General features: G+C 60.7%; 24 protein-coding genes. 16 read left to right on the top strand and 8 right to left on the bottom strand.

Translation table 11 applies throughout. The annotated features are described in order from the left end of the window. The 13 genes from ACSU1G_RS13290 to ACSU1G_RS13350 all read left to right on the top strand — a co-directional run bounded on the left by ACSU1G_RS13290 (window position 1) and on the right by ACSU1G_RS13350 (window position 15117). Window positions 1-930: an NAD(P)H-dependent flavin oxidoreductase gene (locus tag ACSU1G_RS13290; protein WP_439280426.1), complete on the top strand. Its 930-nt coding sequence runs from the start codon at window positions 1-3 to the stop codon at window positions 928-930. Between the two features lie 44 nt (window positions 931-974). After that, the gene (locus ACSU1G_RS13295) at window positions 975-2525 is read left to right on the top strand and encodes an AMP-binding protein (protein WP_439280427.1); all 1551 of its coding nucleotides are present in this window, start codon (window positions 975-977) and stop codon (window positions 2523-2525) included. 10 nt (window positions 2526-2535) lie between these two features. Further along, entirely contained in the window at window positions 2536-3738 is a 1203-nt protein-coding gene (locus tag ACSU1G_RS13300; RefSeq protein ID WP_439280458.1) for a CaiB/BaiF CoA transferase family protein, read from the top strand. A gap of 118 nt (window positions 3739-3856) precedes the next feature. Next, the gene (locus tag ACSU1G_RS13305) at window positions 3857-4981 is read left to right on the top strand and encodes an acyl-CoA dehydrogenase family protein (RefSeq protein WP_439280428.1); all 1125 of its coding nucleotides are present in this window, start codon (window positions 3857-3859) and stop codon (window positions 4979-4981) included. Further along, window positions 4978-5967: an acyl-CoA dehydrogenase family protein gene (locus ACSU1G_RS13310; RefSeq protein WP_439280429.1), complete on the top strand. Its 990-nt coding sequence runs from the start codon at window positions 4978-4980 to the stop codon at window positions 5965-5967. The genes ACSU1G_RS13305 and ACSU1G_RS13310 overlap by 4 nt, the downstream gene beginning before the upstream one ends. Before the next feature lie 128 nt (window positions 5968-6095). Then, window positions 6096-6890, top strand: a complete 795-nt coding sequence (locus ACSU1G_RS13315; RefSeq protein ID WP_439280430.1) for an enoyl-CoA hydratase/isomerase family protein — start codon at window positions 6096-6098, stop codon at window positions 6888-6890. Window positions 6891-6928: 38 nt separating this feature from the next. After that, window positions 6929-7735, top strand: coding sequence for a citryl-CoA lyase (locus tag ACSU1G_RS13320; protein ID WP_439280431.1), 807 nt, complete (start codon window positions 6929-6931; stop codon window positions 7733-7735). Further along, on the top strand, window positions 7732-9822 hold the full coding sequence (locus tag ACSU1G_RS13325) for an acetate--CoA ligase family protein (RefSeq protein ID WP_439280432.1): 2091 nt from the start codon (window positions 7732-7734) through the stop codon (window positions 9820-9822). The genes ACSU1G_RS13320 and ACSU1G_RS13325 overlap by 4 nt, the downstream gene beginning before the upstream one ends. An 11-nt stretch (window positions 9823-9833) precedes the next feature. Then, a complete protein-coding gene (locus tag ACSU1G_RS13330; RefSeq protein ID WP_439280433.1) occupies window positions 9834-10832 on the top strand; it encodes an HpcH/HpaI aldolase/citrate lyase family protein in 999 nt (332 codons plus the stop codon). Between the two features lie 99 nt (window positions 10833-10931). Further along, window positions 10932-12170: a TRAP transporter substrate-binding protein DctP gene (gene dctP, locus ACSU1G_RS13335; RefSeq protein ID WP_439280434.1), complete on the top strand. Its 1239-nt coding sequence runs from the start codon at window positions 10932-10934 to the stop codon at window positions 12168-12170. Window positions 12171-12241: 71 nt separating this feature from the next. Continuing rightward, window positions 12242-13063 carry an SDR family NAD(P)-dependent oxidoreductase gene (locus ACSU1G_RS13340; protein ID WP_439280435.1) on the top strand — a complete coding sequence of 274 codons (822 nt, stop codon included), beginning with the start codon at window positions 12242-12244 and terminating at the stop codon, window positions 13061-13063. A gap of 352 nt (window positions 13064-13415) precedes the next feature. Beyond that, the gene (locus ACSU1G_RS13345; RefSeq protein ID WP_439280436.1) at window positions 13416-14111 is read left to right on the top strand and encodes an enoyl-CoA hydratase-related protein; all 696 of its coding nucleotides are present in this window, start codon (window positions 13416-13418) and stop codon (window positions 14109-14111) included. 220 nt (window positions 14112-14331) lie between these two features. Continuing rightward, window positions 14332-15117 carry an SDR family NAD(P)-dependent oxidoreductase gene (locus ACSU1G_RS13350; RefSeq protein WP_439280437.1) on the top strand — a complete coding sequence of 262 codons (786 nt, stop codon included), beginning with the start codon at window positions 14332-14334 and terminating at the stop codon, window positions 15115-15117. Between the two features lie 135 nt (window positions 15118-15252). Here ACSU1G_RS13350 and ACSU1G_RS13355 read toward each other — a convergent pair whose 3' ends face one another. The 4 genes from ACSU1G_RS13355 to ACSU1G_RS13370 form a co-directional block, all read right to left on the bottom strand. After that, entirely contained in the window at window positions 15253-15975 is a 723-nt protein-coding gene (locus ACSU1G_RS13355; protein ID WP_439280438.1) for an enoyl-CoA hydratase/isomerase family protein, read from the bottom strand. After that, window positions 15921-16940, bottom strand: coding sequence for an LLM class flavin-dependent oxidoreductase (locus tag ACSU1G_RS13360; protein ID WP_439280439.1), 1020 nt, complete (start codon window positions 16938-16940; stop codon window positions 15921-15923). Before ACSU1G_RS13360 ends, ACSU1G_RS13355 begins: the two co-directional genes overlap by 55 nt. Before the next feature lie 49 nt (window positions 16941-16989). Beyond that, window positions 16990-17958 (bottom strand): flavin reductase, encoded by a 969-nt coding sequence (locus tag ACSU1G_RS13365; RefSeq protein ID WP_439280440.1) that lies wholly within the window; start codon window positions 17956-17958, stop codon window positions 16990-16992. A 100-nt stretch (window positions 17959-18058) separates the two neighbouring features. Further along, window positions 18059-18706 carry a GntR family transcriptional regulator gene (locus ACSU1G_RS13370; RefSeq protein WP_439280441.1) on the bottom strand — a complete coding sequence of 216 codons (648 nt, stop codon included), beginning with the start codon at window positions 18704-18706 and terminating at the stop codon, window positions 18059-18061. Here ACSU1G_RS13370 and ACSU1G_RS13375 point away from each other — a divergent pair. Then, window positions 18668-19198, top strand: coding sequence for a hypothetical protein (locus tag ACSU1G_RS13375; protein ID WP_439280442.1), 531 nt, complete (start codon window positions 18668-18670; stop codon window positions 19196-19198). The two genes, ACSU1G_RS13370 and ACSU1G_RS13375, sit on opposite strands and share 39 nt — an antisense overlap. A 321-nt stretch (window positions 19199-19519) precedes the next feature. Here the strand turns inward: ACSU1G_RS13375 and ACSU1G_RS13380 are convergent, their stop codons facing one another. From ACSU1G_RS13380 to ACSU1G_RS13395, 4 genes are all read right to left on the bottom strand, one after another. Then, window positions 19520-19666 carry a hypothetical protein gene (locus ACSU1G_RS13380; RefSeq protein ID WP_439280443.1) on the bottom strand — a complete coding sequence of 49 codons (147 nt, stop codon included), beginning with the start codon at window positions 19664-19666 and terminating at the stop codon, window positions 19520-19522. Between the two features lie 206 nt (window positions 19667-19872). After that, window positions 19873-20664, bottom strand: a complete 792-nt coding sequence (locus ACSU1G_RS13385; protein WP_439280444.1) for an enoyl-CoA hydratase/isomerase family protein — start codon at window positions 20662-20664, stop codon at window positions 19873-19875. Continuing rightward, window positions 20661-21416 (bottom strand): SDR family oxidoreductase, encoded by a 756-nt coding sequence (locus ACSU1G_RS13390; RefSeq protein ID WP_439280445.1) that lies wholly within the window; start codon window positions 21414-21416, stop codon window positions 20661-20663. The genes ACSU1G_RS13385 and ACSU1G_RS13390 overlap by 4 nt, the downstream gene beginning before the upstream one ends. Next, window positions 21413-22582: an acetyl-CoA C-acyltransferase gene (locus ACSU1G_RS13395; protein ID WP_439280446.1), complete on the bottom strand. Its 1170-nt coding sequence runs from the start codon at window positions 22580-22582 to the stop codon at window positions 21413-21415. The genes ACSU1G_RS13390 and ACSU1G_RS13395 overlap by 4 nt, the downstream gene beginning before the upstream one ends. 256 nt (window positions 22583-22838) lie before the next feature. Here ACSU1G_RS13395 and ACSU1G_RS13400 point away from each other — a divergent pair, with 256 nt between their 5' ends. Continuing rightward, window positions 22839-24341: a CoA-acylating methylmalonate-semialdehyde dehydrogenase gene (locus ACSU1G_RS13400; protein ID WP_439280447.1), complete on the top strand. Its 1503-nt coding sequence runs from the start codon at window positions 22839-22841 to the stop codon at window positions 24339-24341. A 5-nt stretch (window positions 24342-24346) separates the two neighbouring features. Beyond that, on the top strand, window positions 24347-24847 hold a 501-nt coding region (locus ACSU1G_RS13405; protein ID WP_439280448.1), incomplete at its 3' end, for an acyl-CoA dehydrogenase family protein.

Below are 24847 nucleotides of genomic sequence, written 5' to 3' on the forward strand. Positions count from 1 at the left end.
TTGTTCGACAACGCGGTCAGCCGCGCGCTCGGAGTCGCGGTCCCTGTCGTTCAAGCGCCGATGGGCTGGGTTGCTCGCAGTGAGTTAGCTTCCGCTGTGAGAGCTGCGGGTGCCTTCGGGGTTATTGAGACCTCGTCGGGTGAGATCGTATCCATCATCGAAGCGATCCGGCGGATGGGTGAGCTGGGTACAGGGCCGTTCGGTGTAAATCTCGCGCTGAACGTGATCGCCGAGACCACTGTGGTTGAGGAAGTCATCGCGAGTGGCGTCAAATTTGTCACGACGTCTGCAGGCTCGCCGACACGCTTTACTGAAACGCTCAAGGCGGCAGGGATCACGGTGTATCACGTGGTTCCGTCCCTGGAAGGGGCCCTCAAGGCGGTCGACGCCGGAGTGGATGGGCTCATCGTCGAGGGTGGCGAGGGCGGTGGCGTGAAGTCTCCTGATCGTGTTTCCACGATGGTGTTGCTTCCGTTAGTACGTTCTCGGGTTGACGTTCCGATCATTGCTGCAGGCGGGATCGTCGACGGTGTGTCGATGGCTGCGGCATTCGCGCTGGGGGCTGAAGGCGTCCAGATGGGGACGCGGCTGCTGGCTTCCGCTGAGTCCCCGGTGCACCCCAACTGGAAGCATGCGATCGTCGCTGCCAAGGAAACCGACACGATCATCCTGAACGGGGGTCGGTCGCCGGCGCTGAGGGTGCTGCGAACGGCCCATACCGAGGAGCTACTGGGCGCGACGCACAATGTCATGGGCGACTTCACCGATCGTGCGTCGCTCATGGAACAGTACTTTGGCGGACGAATGGACGTCTCGATTCCGTTCAGCGGTCAAGTTGTCGGACGGATTGACTCGATCGATACTGTCGGCGCCATCATCAGCCAAACCATTCACGAATTCACCCACACGATCAGCCGCCTCGCTCGGTGAGGAGGAAGCGAAGATCGTATGCAAACGCCCAGAAGGAGAGCATTGTGAGTACAGCAGTTTCGCACGCAACGTTCGCGCAGCTGATCGCCCGTGCGCTGACCGGAAACACCGCCCAGACAGCACTCACCGATGAGCACGGACGGTCCTACTCTTATGGCGAAGCGTCCGACACCGTGATGCGGATGGGAACCTCGATCATTGATGAGCGGAGCGCCCAGGGTAAAGGAATCGGCATACTCGCGTACAACCGACCGGATGCATGGATGGCAATGCAGGGGTCGATCCTTCGCGGGGGCTTTGTCGGGGCTCTGCCCTACCGCAGCTCTCTTGAGGACCTGATCCAGATGAGCGCGGATGCGCAACTGGATGCACTCATCGTGGATCCGGCGCACGCCGAGATGGGGCAGCGGATGAAAGAGGCCGGAGTGGTATCCGAGGTGCTCGTTCTCGGCGACGCTGAGGTCGGCCCCAATCTCCTCGCTCGCGCTGCATCAGCCCCATCGCGGCGGCTGGCCGCGGCCAACAATGACGGCGATTCGCTCTCGCGTCTGGTTTATACCGGTGGGTCCACGGGACGTCCTAAGGCGATTACGTACACGCAGCGAGCGGAAGCAGAAGCAGCGCTCCGCCTGCTCTGGGTTGCTGAGATGCCCGTCGACATTCGTTATCTGTTGATGGCGCCGATGACCCACGGCGGATGGATGAGCATGCTGCCGGCGTTGCTCAAGAACGGATCGATCCACTTCATCGAACAATTCGATGCAGAGGTTCTGCCGGAGATGATCGAGCGTCATGCGATCACCTATATCGCTGGAGTGCCGAATCATCTATACGGGCTACTGGACGCAATGAAGACGGCCTCGGCTGACGTCTCATCCCTTAAACGGTTGCTTTATGGTGGGTCGGCGATCGCTCCCGATCGCCTCGCCGACGCCCTCGAAGTGTTCGGACCGGTCATGACGGGGATGTACGGAATGCAGGAAGCAGGAGGCGGCATTAGCGTCCTCTGGGGGTCGGATCACCGCACCGACCGTCCTGACATTCTGTCGACTTCGGGACGGTTCCTGCCCGGCGTCATTCCCCGACTTGTCACGCACGAAGGCCAGGATGTTGAGCCGGGACAAGTCGGCGAGATCATCATTAAATCACCGACTGTCTGTGCCGGATACTGGAATCAGCCGGAGCAGACAGCCGAACTTCTGATGGATGGTTGGCTACGAACTGGTGATTTGGGGCGCGTCGATGATGAGGGATATCTCACCATCGTGGGTCGTTCAAAGGACATGGTGGTCACGGGTGGATTCAATATTTTCCCGATCGAAGTGGAGAACGTTCTCGCCGGACACCCCGATGTGGGTGGCGTTGCAGTCTTCGGTGTACCGCATGAGAAGTGGGGCGAAGCCGTGCATGCAGTTGTTCAGCTCCGCCCTGGAGCCGCTGCCGACGCCGAGTCGCTGATCGCGCTGGTAAAGGACCGAAAAGGATCTATCTACGCACCGAAATCGATCGAGTTCCGCGACTCGCTTCCAGTGACCAGTGCTGGCAAAGTCGACAAAACTTTGCTTCGCGCTGCATTCTGGCCGTCTACGAACTGAGGATCCATTGATGTCAGACACGTCTTCACGAACCGGACCGCTGCGCGGCGTGCGGGTGATCGAACTCGCAGGCCTCGGCCCCACGCCGTTTGGTGCCATGTTGCTCGCCGATCTCGGAGCCGACGTCATCCGAATCGACCGGGCAAAAGGGGCTGTGAACCTCGGCAGGCTGAATCGGGAGCAAGGTAAATTCGAACTCGGTGCGGAGGTCGATGTGCGCACTGAGTTGCTTAATCGTGGCCGTCGTTCCCTTGCTGTGGATCTGAAGAATCCCGCCGGTGTGGAGCTTCTTCTAGACCTCGTCGCGTCTGCGGACGCGTTCGTCGAGGGTTTCCGTCCTGGTGTGGCCGAGCGCATAGGTATAGGGCCTGAGGTCTGCCTCGCCCGAAACCCGAGGCTCGTCTACGCGCGAATGAGCGGGTACGGGCAGACTGGTCCTTTGCGGGACGTCGTTGGTCATGATCTGAACTACATTGCACAAACTGGAGTCCTTTCGATGATCGGGCGGAAGGATCAACCTCCGACGCCGCCGCTGGCTCTGGTCGGTGATTTCGGCGGCGGAGGCATGTCGCTCGCGCTGGGTGTGGTGTCCGCGCTCTTCGAAGCACAGCGGTCCGGACACGGGCAAGTGGTGGACGCGTCGATTGCGGATGCCGCGGCCCTCATCGCCACAGCCTTCTACGGTTTTGCGCAGACTGGAGACTGGTCCGAGGAACGCGGAACCAACATCGTCGATGGTGGAGCGCCCTTCTACGACGTGTATGAGACCTCTGATGGGGGTTGGCTCGCGATTGCCGCGATCGAACCCCCATTCTTCGCCGAAGCGCTGGACGTTCTTGGTATCTCTGCCGAAGAAGTGTCAGACCAGTTCGACATCGCGGGATGGCCAGCGTTGCGGGAACGAATCGTGACTGCTGTCAAGACGCGAACGCGGATGCAATGGCATGAGGCCGCTGCGGGACGTAACGCATGCATCAACGTTGTCTTGACGCCGTCAGAGGCGCTCGTGGATGAAGACAATCGCGCCCGCGGAACCTTCGTCGACGTGGAAGGACTTGGACAACCGGGTCCCACTCCGCGATTCAGCGGGACGCCGACCAGGATTGCATCTCCGCCTCCGCGAGTGGGCGAACACTCCGATCAGGTACTCGCGGACTGGGGGATGCCTGCGCACAAGGTGCGCGATTGGAAGGAGAACGGCGCCTATGTGTGACGTGCAGTCGTTTTCGGCCATACCCGGATCAGTAATCCAGGCATTGAAGCCGCTCACCCGAACTGATCCATCAGGGTCGCGTTGAACGTGACCGAATCGAATCCGTCTGGAGGAACCTATGCACGCTCTGTCATCTAAGGCATTGAAAGAGTTTCGTGATGAAGCGCGAACCTGGTTGGAAGAGAATGTGCCCCGTGAGCCGCAGCCGAAAGACCCGGTCGCTGGTCGTGCTTTTGACTGTGCCTGGCAGGCGAAGCAGTACGAGGGTGGCTGGGCGGGTGTTGCGTGGCCCAAGGAACATGGCGGCCGAGGACTGTCGCCGGTCGAGCAGATCATCTGGTTCGAAGAGATGGCCCGCGCGAATGCTCCTCGAATGGGTGCTTTCACCATAGCTCTCGGCCACGCCGGCCCCACGATTATAGAGAACGGTACTGTCGAGCAGCAGCAGAAATACCTGGAGCCGATTCTTGCCGGACGCACGCCCTGGTGCCAGGGATTTTCAGAGCCGGATGCTGGCTCTGATCTTGCGTCGCTTCGGACTTCGGCGGTGATCGATGGCGATCACCTCGTCGTCAATGGGTCGAAGATCTGGACCAGCTTCGCGCTTATGGCGGATTATCAGGAGCTTCTCGTCAGGACGGATCCAGCGTTGCCGCGACACAAGGGCCTGTCATGGGTTGTTATGGACATGAAGACAGAAGGATTGACCGTCCGACCGATCAGATCTCTTGAGGGACATGCCCCTCTGAACCAGTGCACATATGACAACGTGCGCATTCCGCTGGAGAACGTCGTTGGCGGGCTGAATAATGGCTGGCGGGTTGCCCTCTCGACGCTCGCATATGAGCGCGGCAGTGGATATCTTGCGAGCAGGATGCTTGTACTCAATGAGATCGATGAGCTTATCGAACTGGCGAGGAAGAAAGACAGACTCGAAGGGACCGAGTTCGCGTACGAGCTTGCGACCCTGCGGGCAGAGGCGCAGGTCATCCCTGCGTTGGCATACGACGGAATCGCGGATGGACGCAACAGCGATCTGTCCGCGGCTGTGAACCAGGTCTACTACGGCGAGGTCATCACGCGGCTGTACCGAGTCGCCGTGGCTGTGCTCGAAGACGAGGGCCTGGTGGCGAACAAGTGGATGTCTGGCTATCTTGCAGCGTATGCGTTCACTATCGCCGGCGGCACGAAGGATATCCAGAAGAACATTCTCGGAGAACGCGTATTGGGGCTTCCACGATGATCGATCTCAGCCTGACCGCCACGCAACAATCTTTCGTCGATGCCTCCCGCGAGAGTGCGCGGCGATTGTTTCCTCGGACTGAGCTCACCGAGGCATCCCGCGACAACGCCCCGATCGATCTCGGTGATCAGCGGTGGGCGCAGGTCGCCGCGTCTGGGATTCTTGGCGTGGCGGCAAGCAAAGAGTTGGGTGGACTCGGCATGGGAATCGCCGAGGAAGTGCTGCTCCAGCTCGAACTAGGCGCCCAACCGTCGAGCGGGCCGATCATCGCCACCATCCTCGCTGTACACGTGGCCGAGGCGGTCGACGAGTTGGAGCTGGCATCGGATCTCATCGAGGGGCGTACGCGCGCCACGTTCGTTGTCAATGGGCGTGCACTGGATGCGCGGCAGGGGAATCTCGCACTGCATGTTGATGAGAATGGAGCGACGTTGAGTCATATTGACGCAGTTGAGCCCGACCCATCTTTCGATTCGACCGTCAGCGTCGCCACGATCTCTAGCGACGCCATCCGACCGAGCAGCCACGTCGACAACAAGGATATCCTCGGACGTGCGCGACTTCTCGTCGCCGGATATTTGGTGGGTCTTGCGGAAGCTGCGACCGAGACATCTGTCGACTATGTGAAGGTGCGCGAGCAATTTGGCAAGCCCATCGGTGCATTCCAGGCGGTGAAGCATCGCTGTGCAGAGATGGCGATTCGCGCATACGGCGCCAGGGTGGAACTCCTAGTTGCGGCCGCTCTTTCTTCGACAGGAGTTCCGCGAGCTGCAGAGTTGGAGGTCCCGTCTGCGTACCTCCTCGCCATGCGCGCAGCGAAGCAGAACGCGGATGACAACGTGCAGAACCATGGCGGAGTCGGTATGACGGCTGAGAGCATCCCCGGTGTCCTGGTCAAGCGCGCGCATCTGTACTCGCGCCTGGTGGGTAGTGAGCGGTCGCTCGTACCGCTGATCCTGAATGCACCGCGCATGATCGGTGTTTGAATCAGGAATATCTCCCTCAAGGAGGCATCTAATGCCAATTTGCGTGATAATTGCTTTGACAATTCTGCAAAGTGGCACAATAATGAGAACAGGAATTAAAGTATGCGTACACCTTAGGAGCGGTCAAAATGTCCTCATTTGAAACGGTGCTTCTCAGCGTCGACGGCCCCACCGCTACACTCACGCTGAATCGTCCGCAGGCCGCTAATGCGCTCAGCCGTCAGCTGCTGCGTGAGGCAGTCGAGGCGGTGGACGAGGTCGCGGCCAACGACGATGTCCGCGTCCTTATCGTTACGGGGGCGGGCGATCGCACATTCTGCGGGGGAGCAGATCTGCGCGACATGGCGGATATGACGCGCGGCAAAAAGTTCCACAATCATGGCCGGATTATCACCGACGTCATCGATGATTTGCCGAAGCCCGTCATCGCAGCAATTAATGGTGCTGCGCTGGGTGGGGGCTGTGAACTGTCGATCGCGGCGGACTTCCGAATCATGGCTGATACCGCGGTGATCGGTACCACAGAGATCCTTTTCGGACAGTTGCCGGGTGCGGGCGGGACAGTGCGACTTCCGCGCCTCATCGGCCCGGCTCGCGCGAAGGAAATGCTATATCTGGGCCGCAAGCTCGATGCTGAAACGGCTCTTCGATATGGGCTCGTCAATGAGGTTGTTCCCCTGGATGAGCTGATGACTCGAGCGCACGAGCTCGCGAATGAACTCGCGCTGAAGGCACCATTCGCTCTGGCGGCGGCAAAGCACTTGGTAAACGAAGGATCGCTGGTGGACAAGCACACTGCCCTGAAGATGGAAACCCGCACGGTTCGCAGCATGGCGACCCCCGAACAGCGTCAGATAGCAATTGACGAAGCTTCGGCACGCTCGGAAACCTATCGCAAGATCTTCGCAGGCATGAGTTCGTGAGGTCCTGCGAGCCGCTGAGGTGAAGGGGGAAGCACGGTATGGCCGAATCGCCTCGTCGGTTGAGGACCGACATCGCCTCGAGTACAAGCGAGCGCATAACGATCAGGGGGCTGGACTTCTCGGCTGAGATTCTCGGTCATATGGACCTCGCCAGCTTTTCATTCCTTCAGCTGACGGGTAGAAGGGCCACAGCATCGCAGGCCAAAGTCTACGAGGCGATGCTGATGACGCTGGTCGAGCATGGTATTACTCCGAGCTCTCTGGCGGCGCGGCTCACTTACGTTGGCGCGCCAGAAGCGATGCAGGGCGCCGTAGCGGCGGGTCTACTTGGGCTCGGCGGCGTTTTCGTCGGCAGCGCGGAAGGCGCGGCGCGGATACTCTCCGAAGCGGATATCTCGAGCGATGCGGTGAAAATTCGTCGGGAGGCAAAACGGATCGTGTCCCAGTTCGCCGAACGGCGCGAACCGATCCCGGGAATTGGACATCATCTCCACAAACCGGTCGACCCTCGCACCGTCCGACTGTGGGAGATCGCGCAGGAGAGCGGGCTGAGCGGACCATACGTCGCGCTGATGAAAGAGATCTCCGTGGTCGCCGAAGCGACGAAGGGCGCGCCGATGCCGGTCAATGCGACTGGCGCGGTCGGAGCGCTTGCCTGTGAACTCGGGCTGAGCTGGCACGTGGTACGTGGTATCGGAGTGATGTCGCGAGCGATCGGATTGGTCGGTCATATTTTGGAAGAGAGCGAGAGCCCCATGGCAATTGAGATCTGGCGCCGGGCCGAAGAAGAAGCAACGGCACATGTGCGCCCCCAGAGTGCGGGGCGCAGCGGGGCACAGCCATGAGCGTCATTAGGGCCGACGGCGTAGGAGCACTCCTTCAAGCGAAGTCGATTGCGATCATCGGGGCATCTGATGATCCCACTCGTATTGGTGGGCGTCCGCTGGCGTACCTTGTGCGTGCCGGATTCTCTGGTCGGATCTACCCGGTAAACCCCAACCGGACCACGATACAAGGCATGCCGGCATTTGGATCGATCAGTGAGCTCCCGGAGACGCCGGACGTCGCCATGATCGCAGTGCCAGCGTCGCTGACACTCGACGCGCTTAAAGCCTGTGCTGAACGCGGAGTTCGCGTCGCTTTCATCGCTTCGGCGGGCTTCTCTGAGACAGGTGAGGACGGACAGCGCGCTCAAGACGAACTCCTCGCTGTCGCCCGAGCAGCGGGCATGCGACTTTTGGGCCCGAACTGCTTGGGCGCCTTCAACTCGGAGACTGGATTCTTTCCGACCTTTGCGACCGCGATCAGCCGAGATCTCCCGGTTCCTGGCCCAATCGGAGTAGTCAGCCAGAGTGGAGCCTACGGTGCGCACGCGGTTTATCTGGCGCATCGGCGTGGCATCGGTGTCCGGTACATGGTCACCACTGGCAACGAAGCAGATGTCGATATCGCGGATGCGATTGCATGGATGGCGTCGCGACCAGAGGTAGAAGTGATCCTTGCTTACGCCGAAGGAATCTCGGACGGATCACGATTTATCGAGGCGTTACGGCTTGCGCAGGAGACTGGAACGAAGATCGTGCTGCTCAAGGTCGGCACGTCTGACGCCGGAGCCCGTGCAGCACAGTCCCACACCAATTCGCTTGCCGGAGCGGATGAAGTGCTTGAGGGTATCTGTGCACAGTACGGCGTCTACCGTGCTACAAGTGCGGAAGAGCAGATCGATGTCGTCTACGCGCTCGCGAAATCCCGCCCACCTCGGGGGCGTCGACTCGGCGTCGTATCCGTGAGTGGCGGGGCGGGGGTGCACATCTGCGATGCGGCCGAGCGGTTCGGGCTGGAGGTGCCGACGCTGGGGGTTGAGACTCAACGCTCGATCCTCGATCTACTTCCCTACGCGTCAGCGACAAATCCTGTCGACGTGACGGCGCAGTCGCTACAGAAAGTAGAGCTGCTCTCCCACGCGTTGCGAGGTGTGCTGGAATCCGGCGAGGTGGATATTCTTATCGCGTACTTCACGACCACGCTGTTGGCTAGAGCATTCTCCGACGTGTTGAAGGAAGCGATCCTTAGCGGTACCGCTGGCCTTCGGAATGTGCCGATGATCCTCGTGATGGTCGCCGATCCAGAGATTATCCGTGAGTTTACGGATGCAGGCTTCCTCGTGTACGAGGACAGCGAGCGCGCCGTGCGGGCGATCGCAGCGGCTCAATGGTTGTGGGAGGACCGTCCAGTCGGGCCGCAGCCTGCGACACCGGCCGAGGTCCGACTCGACGGGCCGTTCACGGAGTACACGGCGGGGCAGATCCTTGCGGATGCTGGTGTCCCAATGTTGCCACAGCAACTAGCGCGTACGGCGGAAGAAGCAATCCTCGCAGCCGACCGTATCGGGTACCCACTCGCAATGAAGATATGTTCGCCTGATCTTCAGCATAAGTCCGACATAGGCGGCGTTGCGCTCGGTGTATCGTCGGCCGACGATGTCCGGGTCGCCTTTGCGAAGATCAGCTCCAATGTCGCCCAAGCTGCGCCCGATGCTCAGGTTGATGGTGTTCTGCTCAGCCCCATGGCGCCGACGGGCGTTGAAGTCGTAATTGGTCTTGTCGATGACCCGGTTTTCGGACCGGTCGTGATGGCGGGACTCGGTGGTGTTCTCGTGGAGGTCCTCGGCGACGTCAGCTTCCGTCTGGCGCCGATTGATGAGCACGAGGCTACGCGGATGCTCGATGCGTTGGGCGGGCGAAAGCTCCTCGACGGCGTCAGAGGCGCGCCACCTTCGGATGTGGCTGCGGTTAGCCAGGCTATCGCCGCGCTGTCGCAATTCGGGGCATCACATCGGGGGTCTGTGGCGACAGCTGAGGTGAACCCGCTGCTGGCGCTTCCCGATGGCGCCATAGGGCTTGACGCGGTGATCGTCAACGATCACCTCTAGAACATCACGGCGTGACCGGCGCCATCGATACAAGCTTAGGAGACAACATGAACGAATCGATACTCCGTCCTCGACGCTCGAATCTGGCGGTTCCAGGTTCCAGCGTGAAGATGATCGACAAGGCCCGTGGATTGTCGGTGGATCAGATCTTTCTCGACTTAGAAGACGCGGTTGCGCCGATAGCCAAACCCGAAGCTCGCAAGAACATCGTGGCGGAGCTGAACCGTGGCGGCTTTGAAGACAAAGTGCGCACAGTTCGGATCAACGACTGGACATCACCTTGGACATACATTGACGTTACTGAGATCGTCGCGGGTGCCGGAGCGAACCTCGATTGCCTCATGCTCCCGAAGGTGCAGTCGGGAGCTCAAGTGGAGGCACTTGACATGCTGCTTACTCAGGTTGAGCAGGCCGCTGGTCTGCCAGTCGGCAGGATCGGAATCGAAGCGCAGATTGAGAACGCTGCTGGGTTGATCGCATTGGATGCAATCGCCAAGGCCAGCCCGCGGGTGGAGACGCTGATCTTCGGGCCGGCAGACTTCATGGCCTCGATCAACATGAAGACGCTTGCGGTCGGCGAGCAACCGCCCGGTTATGACGTCGGTGACGCCTACCATCACATCCTCATGTCGATCCTGATCGCGGCTCGAGCCAACGGCAAGCAGGCTATCGATGGTCCGCATCTCGGTATCAAGGACGTCGACTCCTATCGGAAGGTCGCGGCTCGTTCCGCGGCGCTCGGCTTTGATGGCAAGTGGGTGCTGCATCCGGCGCAGATCGAAGCGGCCAACGAGATATACAGCCCCAGGCAAGATGACTTCGAGCACGCGGAGAACATCCTCGATGCGTACGCGTGGTACACGTCAGCGGAAGGTGGCGGGCGGGGGGCTGTGATGCTCGGTGACGAGATGATCGACGAGGCATCCCGCAAGATGGCCCTCGTGATCAGTGCGAAGGGGCGTGCCGCAGGACTCGTCCGCGAAAATCTGTGGAGAGCACCGAATGCGTAACTGCCATCTATCGACATCTAGTAGGAGTGCTGCTATCTTTTTGCATAACGCGTTGTAATCGCGTCAATTCATAGCAAAGACTGAAAACAAGGGAGTTCGATGTCTAATAAAGTACGCAGGTTTGCGCCGATCGCGATGATCGCGATGCTCGCCCTCACCTCCTGCGCTGGACCGACCGCGGATGACACGACAGATTCGGGTGCCTCGGCGGATGGAGGTCTCGCGGAGATGGAACCCATTTCCTTGAAGATGGCGGAATCCAACCCCGAGGGAAGCGCACAGGGGATTGCCATTCAGGCGTTTGCCGATCGTGTCAGTGAGGCGAGCAAAGGCAAGATCGATGTCGAAATCTATTGGGCGGGGTCGCTCGCTCCCTATGCGAACTCGCTTTCCGCTGCGAGCACGGGACTCGCCGATATCGCACAGTTCGGCGGGCCGAATAACCCTGAGGACACCCCAGGTTTGGCCTGGTTGCCCGGGGTCGGAACGATCCAACAGGATGCATGGCCACTCGATTATCTGGCGGCACACGCCGCAACAGTCAGTACCGCGTTGCACAGTGAGGAGTTTCAGGCTGAGTTCACGGACAACAACGTGAAGGTGCTCTGGCTCGGCGCTTCGCCGAAGGCTGAGATGTATTGCACCTCACCGGTCCGATCGGTCGAGGAGGCCGAAGGTAAACGTGTGCGAACGTACGCGCCGATGTGGTCGACAGCAGTGGAGAAATTAGGGATGGTTCCGGTCGGCATCCCGCTCCTTGACGTGTATGAAGCATTGCAACGAGGCGTCCTAGACTGTGCAACTACTCCGTCCGGATTCTCATCTATGGCACAGTACGGCATATCGGAAGCCGCGCCTTATATGATGCCATTGCACCTGATGGGCTTCGTGGGCAACGGATACATTATGAACCTCGACCGATGGAATAGCCTCCCCGCCGAGGCCCAGGCGATCATCGATGCCGCTGCCGCGCACTGGGCCGCCGATGCCGCGAGCAGCTTCGTCGAACAGTACTCAGAGGTCGCGCAGAACCCGCCGAGCCCCGTTGAGTTCGTCGATGCTCAAGAGATCAATGAAGCGCTTGGCGCGCATAACAAGACTGTGTACGCGGATCTCGTCAGTACCGCTCCGTCGTCGCTGAAGGATCCGCAGGCCATCATTGATCAGTTCGCAACTGCATATCAGGAGTGGCGTGCGCGGCTGCTGGGGGAATTCCAACTCTCAGACGAGACGCCGCTCACCCCCGATGAGGTCAGGGATGCCTTCATATCGGGTCCGGACACCTTCGACCCGGTCGAGTTCGGTGGGTTCCTCGCCGAATTGTACGCACGTAACTGACGTCTGCTGGACGAGGGCACACACCGTGGTTGCCCTCGTCTAGCAGTCAGCTGCATCAGGTGGAGGCTGATATGAAGAAGCTTGACGGAAAAGTCGCGATCGTAACAGGGGCAGCGCGGGGAATTGGGCGTAGCGCCGCCACGCACTTGGCAAGCTTGGGAGCGCGCGTGGCTGTCGCCGATATCGACCTTCAGTCCTTTAAGGCTTTTGCGAAAGAACGAGAAGTAGCGCGCGGCAGAACGACGGTCGAAGAAATTGTCGCTCAGGGAGGGCAGTCCCTTGGTTTTGAGTTCAACGTCTCAGATCGCGGTGCGATGCGTGCGATGACAGACGCAGTGACCGACGCATGGGGGCGGGTGGACATACTCGTCGCGAACGCAGGCGGCGGTGGCGGCGGTGCTGCCAGTGAACGTCCCGATGATCGAGCGTCGAGTCTGGACCCTGGGCTGATGCAGTGGGGGATGGAGTTCAACTTCTTTGGGACGGTGCACGGCTGCACGTCGGTCGCGCCACATATGAAGGCGCAAGGTTCTGGAAAGATCGTGACTTTGACGTCGATCGATGCTCTGGCACCGAGGCCCGAGTACAGTCACTACTCCGCAGCGAAGCAGGCGGTGATCGCGTACACGAAGGCGCTTGCGTTGGATCTCGGACCGCACGGCATCAACGTGAACTGTATTGCTCCGGGATATATCGCAACGGGGCGGGTCGAACATTTTGCCGCGGGCGCGGAGACGTCTTTCAACATCCCATTGCGCCGAGCTGGAACGGTCCAGGACATCGCGAATGCTGTCGAGTTTCTCGTAACAGATCAGTCCGCGTATGTGACCGGTCAGGTATTGGCGGTCACCGGTGGCTACCGGCAGAACCAGTGGGTGACTTCAACAATGTGATGAGGTTTGACACGCTCATGTGCGTCGAACCTGTGACTTGAGCGCTGCTGGCGACCTACAGAGATGGGGTGAGATGAGCGTCGTATTGATATGTCGAGTAGCTGAGGAAGACTCGATAATTGGCAATCTCGCACTGGCAAGAGCGTTTGCCGTGCGAGGGCGACGAGTTTCAGTTGTTTTCACCGGCGAAGCGCTCCATGCCTTGGATCGCGGCACTCTGCGGTGGTCGGACGCATTCAAGTCCAGGAATGCTCGAACAGCGGTGATCGAAGGAGCGATGGCTGCCGGAATTGATTTCTCGGATAGGAATCGAGACTCCCGCTGGTCAGACGTTCGAGCTCAGGCTCAGGTGATGTCCGAGGACGAGAACATCAGTCTGCTCGGATGTCCGATCTGGGCGACTGTTCTTGGTCAGACCGCCCCAGAATATCTGAGCTTCATTAGTGAAGACGAGCTCATTGAACTTCTCGGCAGTGCAGACAGCGTGATCGGTGGATACCGAACGATGGGTGCGGAGATGATCGCAGCGCTCAACGACGCCAATCGTGATCCTTCGATCGGCGTCGTTGTGCTCACACATGACGGACCCAATTTCGGTGTCGGCGGCAACGTCGCAGGGCTGCACTCAAGCACTGATGGGGGTGATGTGGTCATTGGAGAACCAACCCCCGACATGATCATCGGACGGATGCTCAAGCCAGTGATCGCTGTTGTTCGTGGCTACGTAATCGGACTACATAATCACCTTGCTTACCACTGCGACTTCACGATCGCTGGGGAGAGCGCGGTGTTCGGTCAAGCCGGACCCAGAGTAGGCCGTCCTATCAGCGGTTCGCTCGTCGCTGTAGCGGGAACAATCATCGGAGACGAGCGTGCACGTCAAATGTGGATGGTGGCCGAACAGCTCACTGCCCAGGAAGCACTCGAATGGGGGGTTGGTGAACAGCATCGTGCAAGATCGGCTGCTCGAGGAGGAAGTAGAGCGCTGGTGCGATGCGTTGCTCGATCGGGTGCCCACCAGTATTGCCGCCATCAAGCAGACCTTTGAAGGGGCGCGTGCAGACCTGGCTGCCACAGACCGCACTCTGAGTCTCATCGAACCGGATTTTCGAGGTCGGCAGGAACCGGCAGAGGCGGGCAAAGCGTTTTATGAGAAGCGGAGACCGAACTTCTGGGCGTCAGAGCTTCGTGAGACCGGACGTGCCGGTGCGCACCCGCTTGATGGTACCGAACCTGGAAATTATCCCTGATCTGAGGAGGCTTCGACAATGATGACAGAAGATAAGAGAGGTGTGCGGTCGCTCGAAGGCACCGTCGCGCTGGTCACGGGTGCGAGTAGTGGTATTGGGGAAGCTACGGCACGCGCGCTGGCTCACGAGGGCGCGGCCGTTGTCGTCATCGGGCGCCGGACGGAGCGTCTTCACCAGCTCGTTGCGAAGATCGAAGAATCGGGCACGCGAGCGCTCGCGGCGCCAGCGGACGTCAGTCAGCGGGATCAGCTGGAGGCCGCAGTCGCGGCAGGTGTCGACGCCTTCGGCGGCATTGACACCGTTGTGACCTGCGCTGGGCGCGGACTGCTGGCACCGGTTGAAGGGGCAGACCCGAACGAGTGGGATGAGATGATCGCGACGAACCTGCGGGGCGTGCTCAATACGATCCATATCGCTCTCCCGCACCTCCTTGAAGCTGCCGAACGGGGGCGGCGTGGTGTAGCCGATATTGTAAACATCAGCTCAGTGGCGGGCCGACTAGCGCGGCGTGATTACGCCGTGTATAGCATGACAAAGTTTGGCGTGAACGCGTTCACTGAATCGCTGCGTGCGGAGTTCGCCAAACGACATGTCCGCGCTTCGGTTGTCGAACCCGGGGCTGTCGACACAGAGTTCGCCTCACATGTGAGCGCCAAGACCCTTGCGGCGATGCAGAGCCGAGTCGGTGGCATGGAGTGGTTGCGCGCTGAGGACGTCGCGGACGCAGTGCGCTACATCGTGACGCGCCCTCGCCACGTCGCGGTGAATGAGGTGCTGATCCGGCCGACCGAGCAGGAGACATAAGGATCTGCTCGGTCTGAGACGACGGCTCGTACCGGATGTACGACGTGTCCACGCAGCGTTCACGGTACGTGGTTTCCGATCCTGCAGCCGGTGCGACCGTCGACGTGTATGACGGTCGCACCGGAGAAGCCTGGTTCAGGACGGTGCGAGAGCTCTTGCGCGTGCCTGCCAGAGTTCGACACCAGTCCTCAGCGCCGACGGGTCTACCGCCAGTAGCTCGGCAGATGAGCTTTCGACGAGGCTCTCGAGTTTGTCTGCTGCCACGATATCGGAGACGAGTCCTATCGAGAGTGCCGCATCTGCAGAGATCGGCATTCCACGGAAGGCCAGGTTGAACGCCGGGCGTGCGCCCGCGATCGACGCTAGTTCGCCGATGAGGTCCGTAGGGAAGAAACCCCGGCTGATCTCCGGAAGTCCGTATGTGGAATCGGGCGTCACGAGCACACGGGGGCACGCCGCTAGGATGCTGAGCCCCGCTCCGCGGACAGCTCCGCTCACGACTGCGGTCCAGTGAATGGGAATATCGGTCAGCGTCTTGACGATTTGCTCGACGGCCGCTCCGCCTTCGACAAGATCGTTGAGATCTGCGCCGGCGCAGAATGCGGGTCCTTCAGCGTCGATGATGGCAATCCGAACTCCACGCTCACCGAATGTTTCGACAGCGGCCGTCACCTCGTCGGCCAGCTGTTTGTTGACGGCATTCCGTTGAGCGGTGCGAGCCAAGGTTAATCTCGCAACCCCGTTCGGTGACTGATCGATCCTGACTAGCTCCGGATTCGATCCCTGTGTCTGCGACGTGCGGGTCATGCCAGCTCGCGACGCATCCGGTCGGCGAGGGGAGCCAGTGACTGGTCCCATTCTCCGCCCTTGCCAGAAATGAGGAACGTATCGACGCCGAGGTCCCGGTACTGGCGCAGCGAGTCCATGACACGTTGCTCGGTGCCGACCAGTGCGGATGCATTCCCGAGACCATTCATGGCAGACACAAGTCCCATCCATAGGCAATCGTCATGTACCTCTCCGCGCTGAGCTACCTTTAGCTGCCGATTACGGCCAGCGTCCTCGGCGTGTAGTCGCGTTGACACTTCAGAGCCCCGAGCAACGAATTTTTGGTATGCCGACTCCGATCTCGCCAGCGTCCAGGCCGCCTCTTCTGTCTCCCCGAGGTACAGCCGCAGGCTTAGGCTAATTCTTGGCCTCGGGCGACCATACTCGGCAGCCTTTGTCGTGATCTCCTCGATACGCGCGCGTACTTCTTCTAGTGGCTCACCCCATAGCATGTAGACGTCGGCCTTCGCCGCCCCGAACTCCAAGCCAGCACCACTCGCGCCGCCCATGTGGATGCGGATATCTGCGGCCTTCATCTCGTTCGGACGAGCATCCTCAAACTTGTAGAACTCGCCATCGTGTGAAACGGGAGATTCGGCGGCCCAGATCTGCTGGAGCGCATCTACGTATTCGCCGGCACGGCGATACCGATCGTCGTGACTGAGATAGTCACCCTCTCGGAGCTGATCTCCCGGCGCTCCTCCGGCAAGCACGTGAAGATCGACGCGGCCGTCGGACACGCGGCTGAGCGTGCTGATCATGCGGGCCGCGACAGGAGGTTCGATCACACCTGGGCGATGCGCGAGGAGGACGTTAAGATCTGGGTTCGCGGCGAGCACGAGCGCGGCGAGCACGATGTTGTCCGGACCGAAGCTGTGGTAGCCGATCAGTGCGCGGTCGAGACCGCTGACTGCTGCCGAGCCCTCCTGGACCGCTTCGATGGAGTGGCCGAACGTCGTCGGTGAGAGGTAGCTGTAGATTTCGAGCTTGGGCACTGCAGTGCCTCCTTATCTGAACCGCATTGGTGAAATGGTGGACGGTACGTCAGGCCGACGATTCGCTCGCTTCGACGAGCTGAGCGCCGTCGAAGAACGCGCCATTCGTATATACCAACGGTGCGGCGTCTGTGGTTGTGACGCGCCGGACCCGGCCGATGAAGATCGTGTGGGTCGAGGCGTGCAGAGTGTCTTGGAGTTCAAGCTCCATGGCTACGGCCGCACCGTCGATGAGAGGCGCCCCGTGCTCACCGTGGTGCCATGCGACCTGATCGAACTTGCGGTCCTGCTTAGTGGCGAAGACCTTCGCGACGTTCAGCTGATCGGCCGCGAGGACGCTGACGGAAAAATGACGTGCGGCGATCAGGTGTGAGTATGTCGAACTGGACTTCTGCACGCAGACCAGAATGAGAGGCGGCTCGAGAGAGACGCTAGAGAACGCATTGACTGCGAGCCCGCGAGGTTCCCCATTGGACTCGACTGCGACAACAGTCACACCCGTAACCATTTTTCGATGCATCGAACGCAGTACATCGGTGCCCACAGCCGAATCGGCGTCGACGTCTTCCGCCGCATTCCCACTGCTCAATGGCACGCCGAGTGAGGAGTATTTTCCTCGCCTGTCATAAATGACGTTCTCTTCGACAATCTTGTCGCCGTCGAAGTGGGAGAACGTTGCTCCGGACACTGAGTACTGTCGACCTGTGGGTGGCAACCCGAGGTACTCATCGTGAAGCGTGCCGCTGCTCGTCCAATACAGAGCGAGATCGGACTTGCCCTCAACCGCTCGGGTGACTCGCATTTCTAGATCGGGAAAGGCTCGCCGCATGTCGAGGACTGATGATTTCAGATCATCTTTCGACTGACGCGATCGACGACCGCGACGAACAAAAGACGGAGCAAGCACGTCATCGAGAGCGTCAACGTCACCGACTCCCCACGCGCGTTCGAGCGCATTGATAACCGCGATCGTGCGTGGCGTCAGTGTTGAGACGTCGATTGTCAATTCCTCGTCCATGAGTGCCCCTAGATCTTCTTAAGATGCTGTATCTAACATATCAGATTCGCGCGAACAAGAACTAGATCTCTCGAATTTTACTGTGGAGTGTTCCGATTCATTACTGGTCACTCAGTAACGAATCGTCCCCGACGTGAAGATGGGCCCGCAAGCGTACGGCAGCATCCTGGAAGTGACTCATCATCAGAAGTCGGGCTTTGGGCTGGTCGCGATCGGTGATGGCATCGACCAAATCGGCGTGCTCGCGGAGGCTGCACGGCACTTGGTCCGGGACAACATCCGAGAAACGTTCCGGGAAGAGACGGGCAGTCTGAGCGATCAGAGCCATCACGCGGGATGAGTGGCTGGCCTGGTTGACGCTCCGGTGGAACTTGAAGTTCGCCAATGCGACATCGCCACCAGATTCGGACGCTGCGACGACGGCATCACCGGTGGTTCGAATGCGCTCAACGTCCTCAGGGGTGGCTCGGAGGGCGGCCCATCCGGCCGCCATCCCCGCGAGATTTGCCATGAGTTCGAAGTTGTCAAGAAGATCCGATGCGGTGATTCCAAGTACTGTGATCCCGCTGCGTGGTGCAAGCTTCACCAGATTGTCGTTTGCAAGTTCCAGCGTCGCCTCGCGGACGGGCGTGCGGCTCGTGCCGAACTCCTCCGCGAGTGCGTCCAGATCGAGCCGGTCACCTGCTTTGAGTGAACCAAGGAGAACTCGATGCCGGAGTTCTCGTGCCACACGGTCGCGTGCGGTCATGCCGAAATCGACCGATCGCGCCCGATCGTGTGGTTTCGCCCACAGGCTTCCGATCCCGTTGTTGGTGAAATCTTCTTGGTCATTCATCGTTTGCCCCCGGAGAATATTTCAGATGCCACATTCTCGCAGATCGTCGTGTCGGTGGTGACCGGGCACTGTCTCGGCCGACAGCGCGGAGCCTTCGTTGGATGGTCGTGTGGCATCCAGCGAGTTGCCTCATGGATCAACTCTTCACCGAGCGTAGCTGAGCTGTCTCCTTTAATTTTCGGCTCTGCTCTTGTCGGGGAGGAAAGTCTGAACGTGCTCGTACACCTGCTCATCGGGTGTGCCTGCGCGGTTGCGCCTCTCGATCTGGGACGGGTAAACGCTCGGCTTGCCGTCGAAGCCCATTCCAGCTACTCTCGACGTCGCTTCCTCAAATCCGTCGATATCGCCGATCACCGCATAGGGGGCGTAGAGGACGTGGATGCAGTTGTGCCGCGCCGCGAATAGTGCTGCGTCGATGGGACGCGCGCGGCGCCGGTGGCCACGCCGATGGTGGGAGACGGAAGGTGCTTCGCCGCCATGAAAGCCCCGGGGCGTAGACGAGCGTCTCGACGCGTGTGGAAACCGCGATGAGGTCGGCGATGCGGTGAATTCCGAGTGGATCCTGCGTTCTGCAGTGCTAGTCCGATCCGTCCTGGGGATCAGCGTGACTGCTGCTCGAATGAACCCGGCGTCCTATCGACGGAATTGACATAGGGATTATCGGAGACCTTCGACACCATCACGCTGAGCCAGAGTTCCGCCGCAGTCCCGACCACCTCGAGGACCTCATCGAACCCATGGCGAGGAGACGTGTTTGACGCGCAGCACCAAGGTCTTGTAGCCCAAGCCGTTCAGACTCAGCGCGGCCAGGATGTTCAATCGCGACTCCGACCCGGCCGAGCGCGCGACGAAGTCTTCGAGATCGAAGATCACCTCTTCGATTGGAAAGTCAGATGGTTTCTCTAACATGTGCGCACTGCTGCCGGGGCAACAATCATGCCGAGCCCGGCTGGCCAACACTCTTCAAGAATGACTCCCAAGCGGCTACGAAGAAAGTATCCGGGCGCGGTGAGTCAACTGCGGCGCAACGCAATGGCCGGGAGATCATCAGGGTACTTCCGTCGCCGCGTACACAGTGCTCATTGTGCTGCTGAGCGTGGTTGTGGTGTCTCCTTCGATGTTCGGGCGAGGAACGAGCCTTGGAGCGCGCGGGACTCGTTCGTTTCCATGAGTTGCGCGATTGACTTCGCCTCCTTTGCGAGGTGGTCCGCGTATCCCTGCACCCACTCGGCGTTCAGGAGTCGTTTCGTTGCTGCAAGTGCGGCAGCAGGCGTCCGTGCGATCGACTCTGCGATTGACATCGTGGCTTGGGTGAGCCCTTCCTGGGCGACGATGTCGTTGACAATGCCCCATTGCTGTGCGGTTTGCGCATCCAGCCGACGCCCGGTGACAGCGAGTTCGACGGCACGCATGCGACCGACGATGTGGGGGAGGAGACGAGTGGTGCCACCGTCGGGACTGACGCCGAGTGCGGAGTATGCAGTGAGAAACTTCGCGTTCTCCGTTGCGATGACGTAGTCGGCGTTCAGAACGAGCCCGAAGCCCGCCCCGGCTGCGGCGCCTTGGACTGCGGCGACCACTACGATGCCAGACTCGGTGAGAGTCAGCAATGCTCGGTGGAGGCTGCTGGCGAGTTCATGGGTGTACGCCGCAGGGTCAGGAGCGTTCGCCATCGCGGCGACGTCGCCGCCGCCACAGAACACAGGCCCTTCGGAGGACAGCGTGATTACACGCGTTCCATCAGATCGCGCTGCGGAGACCGCGTATTCAAGAGCCCCCGTCACCTCGAGGTTGAGGGCATTGCCCTCGGTAGGCCGGGCTAGGCGGATGTGGGTGATGGTGCTCTCGCGCGAGACGACGATGCCGCTCATTGCGGAGCCATCCGGAGCGCCCCATCCAGTCGAATGGTTTCGCCGTTGAGGTAGTCATGCTCTGCCAGCATCAGGACAAGTTGCGCATACTCGGCGGGCTTGCCCAGTCGCTGAGGGAACGGCACGGTTGCGGCGAGCGACGCGTTGACCTCTTCGCCGAGTGCGGAGAGCATCGGGGTGTCGAGAATGCCCGGTGCGATCGTGTCGACTCGGATCCCGTAGCGGGCGAGGTCGCGTGCGGCGGCGATGGTCATTGCCACGACACCGCCCTTGGATGCAGCGTACGCGATTTGCCCGATCTGCCCCTCGTAGGCGGCGACCGAGGCGGTGTTCACGATTAGTCCGCGCTGCCCGTTCTCGTCTGGCTTGGTCTTCGCGATCACCTCGGCTGCCAGGCGCAGGACGTTAAAGGTCCCGACCAGATTGATGTCTACCGCGCGTTGGAACGTGGCGAGATCGTGGGGGCCGCGGGATGACAGGATTCGCCTGGCCGGGGCGATGCCTGCGCAGTTGACAACGAGTCGTAGCGGGGCATCGCCGATCATCGTGAGAGCATGACTTACCTGCTCTTCGCTGGTGACATCCGCCGCGACGTAGCGCACACCGTCCGGCGCAGTGCCTGCGCGTTCGATACTCGCGGCGAGATCAAGGCCCAGTACCTGTGCTCCACGTTCGGACAGTGCCTTCGCAGTCATTGCGCCGAGACCCGATGCAGCGCCAGTGACCAACGCGCTGATTCCATTGATGTTCATTGGTTGTCATCCGAGACGCGAAGAATAATGGCATCTCCTTGACCGCCGCCACCGCAAAGTGCCGCTGCTCCTAGTCCTCCGCCGCGTCGGCGCAGCGCGAGCGCCAACGTGAGGGCAAGTCGGGCACCTGACGCCCCTACTGGGTGTCCCAGTGCGATCGCGCCGCCGTTGACGTTGACGCGCTCTGGCTTTACTTGCAGTTCGCGCATGGACGCTATCGCTACGCTTGCGAACGCCTCGTTAATCTCGAGCAAATCGAGATCGGCGACGTTGACGCCCGCGATCGATACCGCTTTCTCGATGGCACGGGCTGGTTGATGTAGCAGCGAGGGCGTCGGCCCGGCGACTGTCGCGTAGGAGACGATCTCGGCGATCCACGGCAGTCCAAGACGCTGCGCCTCGGCTTTATCCATCACCACAAGTGCAGCTGCTCCGTCGGAGAGTTGCGAGGCCGAGCCTGCGGTGATCGTCCCGTCCGGCGCGAAGGCCGGGCGCAGGGATGCGAGGGATTCTGCCATGGTGTCGGGGCGTATTCCCTCGTCTCGACTGATATCGATCGCATCGCGGCGGCCTCGTACGGTCACCGGCACGATCTCTTCGTCGAAGATGCCGCCATCCGCTGCCGCTGAGGCGAGCTGGTGCGAGCGCGCGGCGAAGTCATCCTGCTCTTGCCGACTTATTCCCATCGATGCTTGGTGTCGCTCGGTGCCTGCACCCATCACGAGATGCTCAAGGCCGCAGATCAGAGCATCCTGATCGAGGGCGTCCATGAGGGCAGCCGGGCCATACTTCACACCGGAGCGAACATGGGCGAGGTGAGGCGCGTTCGTCATCGACTCTGTGCCACCGGCCAAGGCGATCTTGAGCAGCCCTGCGCGGATCGCGAGATCGGCATGGCCCAGAGCGGTCAGGCCCGAGAGGCAGAGCTTGTTGATCGATGTGGCCGGGACGGTGAGCGGAACACCACCTGCTGCCGCAGCGAGCCTGGCCGGGTTGGGGCCGACCCCGGCCTGCACGACGTTGCCGAAGTACACAGCTTCGAGATCAGCGGCCTGCACGCCCGCACGGGAGACTGCCGCTTCGATTGTGCGCCCCCCGAGATCAGGGGCCGTAAGCGATGTGAATGCGCCCAAAAGCTTGCCGATCGGCGTGCGGGCACCTGCCACGATGACACTTGTCATGGGATTTTCTCCTGGGTCTTCGGTGAGCCAGTCTTGCGCAGCTCGCTAGCGAGGGATCAAAGTGCGGGTCCAGAGCAATTCGTTGGACCTCGCAATAGTGGGTGCCGTCCCGGCTCCAGTCACTTCTCTTGCTGAAGCGTTTCGGAAACGCGATAACATAGGTCGACCTAGTAATTAGTAGGAACTACAATTACTATAGGCGATACGCGCCATCGTCGGCGCACCGAAGGGATACCTCGAAATGACTCGTGAACTCACTCACTTCATCGGTGGCAAGCATGTCGCCGGCGCTTCTGGCCGATTCAGTGATGTGTTCGATCCGAGTACCGGCGAAGTGCAGGCGAAGGTGCCTTTGGCGAGCACGGCTGAGATGGCCGCTGCGATCGCCAATGCTGAGGAGGCGCAGATCGCGTGGGGTGCGACGAACCCGCAGAAGCGCGCCCGTGTGTTGCTGAAGTTCCTCGACCTCATCGCGAAGGACATGCAGAGTCTCGCCGAGCTCCTTTCGAGCGAGCATGGCAAGACTGTTGATGATGCCAAGGGCGACATTCAGCGCGGTGTGGAGGTTATCGAGTTCGCGGTCGGCGCGCCTCACATGCTCAAGGGGGAGTACTCGACCGGTGCCGGCACCGGCATCGACGTGTATTCGATGCGTCAGCCGCTCGGCGTCGTCGCCGGCATCACCCCGTTCAACTTCCCGGCCATGATTCCACTATGGAAGATGGGTCCTGCGCTCGCCGCGGGCAACTCCTTCATCCTCAAGCCGAGCGAGCGCGACCCCTCTGTCCCGCTGCGCATCGCCGAGTTGTTCCTCGAGGCGGGACTGCCCGCCGGAGTGTTGAACGTGGTCAACGGGGATAAAGAGGCCGTCGATGCGATCCTGCATGATGACCGGATCAAGGCCGTTGGCTTCGTCGGTTCGACCCCGATCGCGCAGTACATCTACGAGACCGCCGCCCAGAACGGCAAGCGCGCACAGTGTTTCGGCGGTGCGAAGAACCACATGATCGTGATGCCCGACGCGGATCTCGACCAGGTCGCTGATGCGCTCATCGGCGCCGGTTACGGCTCGGCCGGGGAACGGTGCATGGCGATCTCGGTTGCTGTTCCGGTCGGCAAAGCGACGGCGGATACGTTGTCTGCCAAGCTCACCGAGCGGGTGAAGGCACTCAAGATCGGTCCGTCTCTCGCCGAGAGCGTGGATTATGGCCCCCTGATCACGGCCGAAGCGCTCACGCGTGTCGAAGGCTACATCCAGACGGGCATCGACGAGGGCGCGACGCTGCTCGCCGACGGCCGCGGCTACACGGTGGAGGGTTACGAGAACGGTTTCTACCTCGGCCCGACCCTGTTCGACAACGTCACGACCGACATGACGGTCTACAAGGAAGAGGTCTTCGGACCGGTGCTGTTCATCGCACGCGCCGATGACTACGAGCAGGCCCTCGCAATGGCAACGGACCACGAGTACGGAAATGGTGTGTCGATCTTCACCCGTGACGGCGATGCCGCACGGGACTTCACTGCACGCGTGCAGGTGGGAATGGTCGGCGTCAACGTGCCGATCCCCGTCCCGATCGCCTATCACACGTTCGGCGGGTGGAAGAAGTCTGGCTTTGGTGACTTGAACCAGCACGGTCCTGACGCGTTCCGGTTCTATACGAAGACCAAGACGGTGACGAGTCGCTGGTTGTCACACGATCTGAAGGAAGGCGCGAGTTTCGTCATTCCGACGATGCACTGAGCGCTATGTACGCGTCACTGACCCCTGATGAGCGGACGGCGCTCGTGGAAGCCGTGCGGGATTTTGCCACAGCCCGCCTGGCCCCGAATTCGGCGACCTGGGATGCCGAGAAGTTCTTTCCCGTTGACACGCTGCGAGAGGCCGGTGAGCTCGGTCTCGGGGGTATCTATGTGAGAGATGACGTCGGGGGGTCGGGTCTGTCCCGGCTGGATGCGGTGGCGATTTTCGAGGAGATTGCTAAGGGTGACACGACGATCGCGGCCTACATCTCGATCCACAACATGGTCGCCTGGATGATCGACGCGTTCGGCAACCAGGAGCAGCGCGAGCGCTGGCTGCCCGGCCTGGTCACGATGAACGACCTCGGCAGTTACTGTCTCACCGAACCCGGTGCTGGCTCTGACGCCGCAGCGATCACGACGTCGGCAAAGCGTGACGGCGACGAGTATGTGCTCAACGGCACGAAGCAGTTCATCTCGGGGGCCGGGTCATCTGCCGTCTACCTC

Source organism: Microbacterium sp. A93, assembly GCF_051842835.1.

Excerpts from the sequence above, each read along its gene's own strand:
- ACSU1G_RS13300 (WP_439280458.1), top strand. The coding sequence starts at position 2,536 with ATGTCAGACACGTCTTCACGAACCGGACCGCTGCGCGGCGTGCGGGTG.
- ACSU1G_RS13305 (WP_439280428.1), top strand. The coding sequence starts at position 3,857 with ATGCACGCTCTGTCATCTAAGGCATTGAAAGAGTTTCGTGATGAAGCG.
- ACSU1G_RS13310 (WP_439280429.1), top strand. The coding sequence starts at position 4,978 with ATGATCGATCTCAGCCTGACCGCCACGCAACAATCTTTCGTCGATGCC.
- ACSU1G_RS13315 (WP_439280430.1), top strand. The coding sequence starts at position 6,096 with ATGTCCTCATTTGAAACGGTGCTTCTCAGCGTCGACGGCCCCACCGCT.
- ACSU1G_RS13320 (WP_439280431.1), top strand. The coding sequence starts at position 6,929 with ATGGCCGAATCGCCTCGTCGGTTGAGGACCGACATCGCCTCGAGTACA.
- ACSU1G_RS13325 (WP_439280432.1), top strand. The coding sequence starts at position 7,732 with ATGAGCGTCATTAGGGCCGACGGCGTAGGAGCACTCCTTCAAGCGAAG.
- dctP (WP_439280434.1), top strand. The coding sequence starts at position 10,932 with ATGTCTAATAAAGTACGCAGGTTTGCGCCGATCGCGATGATCGCGATG.
- ACSU1G_RS13340 (WP_439280435.1), top strand. The coding sequence starts at position 12,242 with ATGAAGAAGCTTGACGGAAAAGTCGCGATCGTAACAGGGGCAGCGCGG.
- ACSU1G_RS13345 (WP_439280436.1), top strand. The coding sequence starts at position 13,416 with ATGTCCGAGGACGAGAACATCAGTCTGCTCGGATGTCCGATCTGGGCG.
- ACSU1G_RS13350 (WP_439280437.1), top strand. The coding sequence starts at position 14,332 with ATGATGACAGAAGATAAGAGAGGTGTGCGGTCGCTCGAAGGCACCGTC.
- ACSU1G_RS13355 (WP_439280438.1), bottom strand. The coding sequence starts at position 15,975 with ATGGGACCAGTCACTGGCTCCCCTCGCCGACCGGATGCGTCGCGAGCT.
- ACSU1G_RS13365 (WP_439280440.1), bottom strand. The coding sequence starts at position 17,958 with ATGGACGAGGAATTGACAATCGACGTCTCAACACTGACGCCACGCACG.
- ACSU1G_RS13375 (WP_439280442.1), top strand. The coding sequence starts at position 18,668 with ATGCCGGAGTTCTCGTGCCACACGGTCGCGTGCGGTCATGCCGAAATC.
- ACSU1G_RS13370 (WP_439280441.1), bottom strand. The coding sequence starts at position 18,706 with ATGACCGCACGCGACCGTGTGGCACGAGAACTCCGGCATCGAGTTCTC.
- ACSU1G_RS13385 (WP_439280444.1), bottom strand. The coding sequence starts at position 20,664 with ATGAGCGGCATCGTCGTCTCGCGCGAGAGCACCATCACCCACATCCGC.
- ACSU1G_RS13390 (WP_439280445.1), bottom strand. The coding sequence starts at position 21,416 with ATGAACATCAATGGAATCAGCGCGTTGGTCACTGGCGCTGCATCGGGT.
- ACSU1G_RS13400 (WP_439280447.1), top strand. The coding sequence starts at position 22,839 with ATGACTCGTGAACTCACTCACTTCATCGGTGGCAAGCATGTCGCCGGC.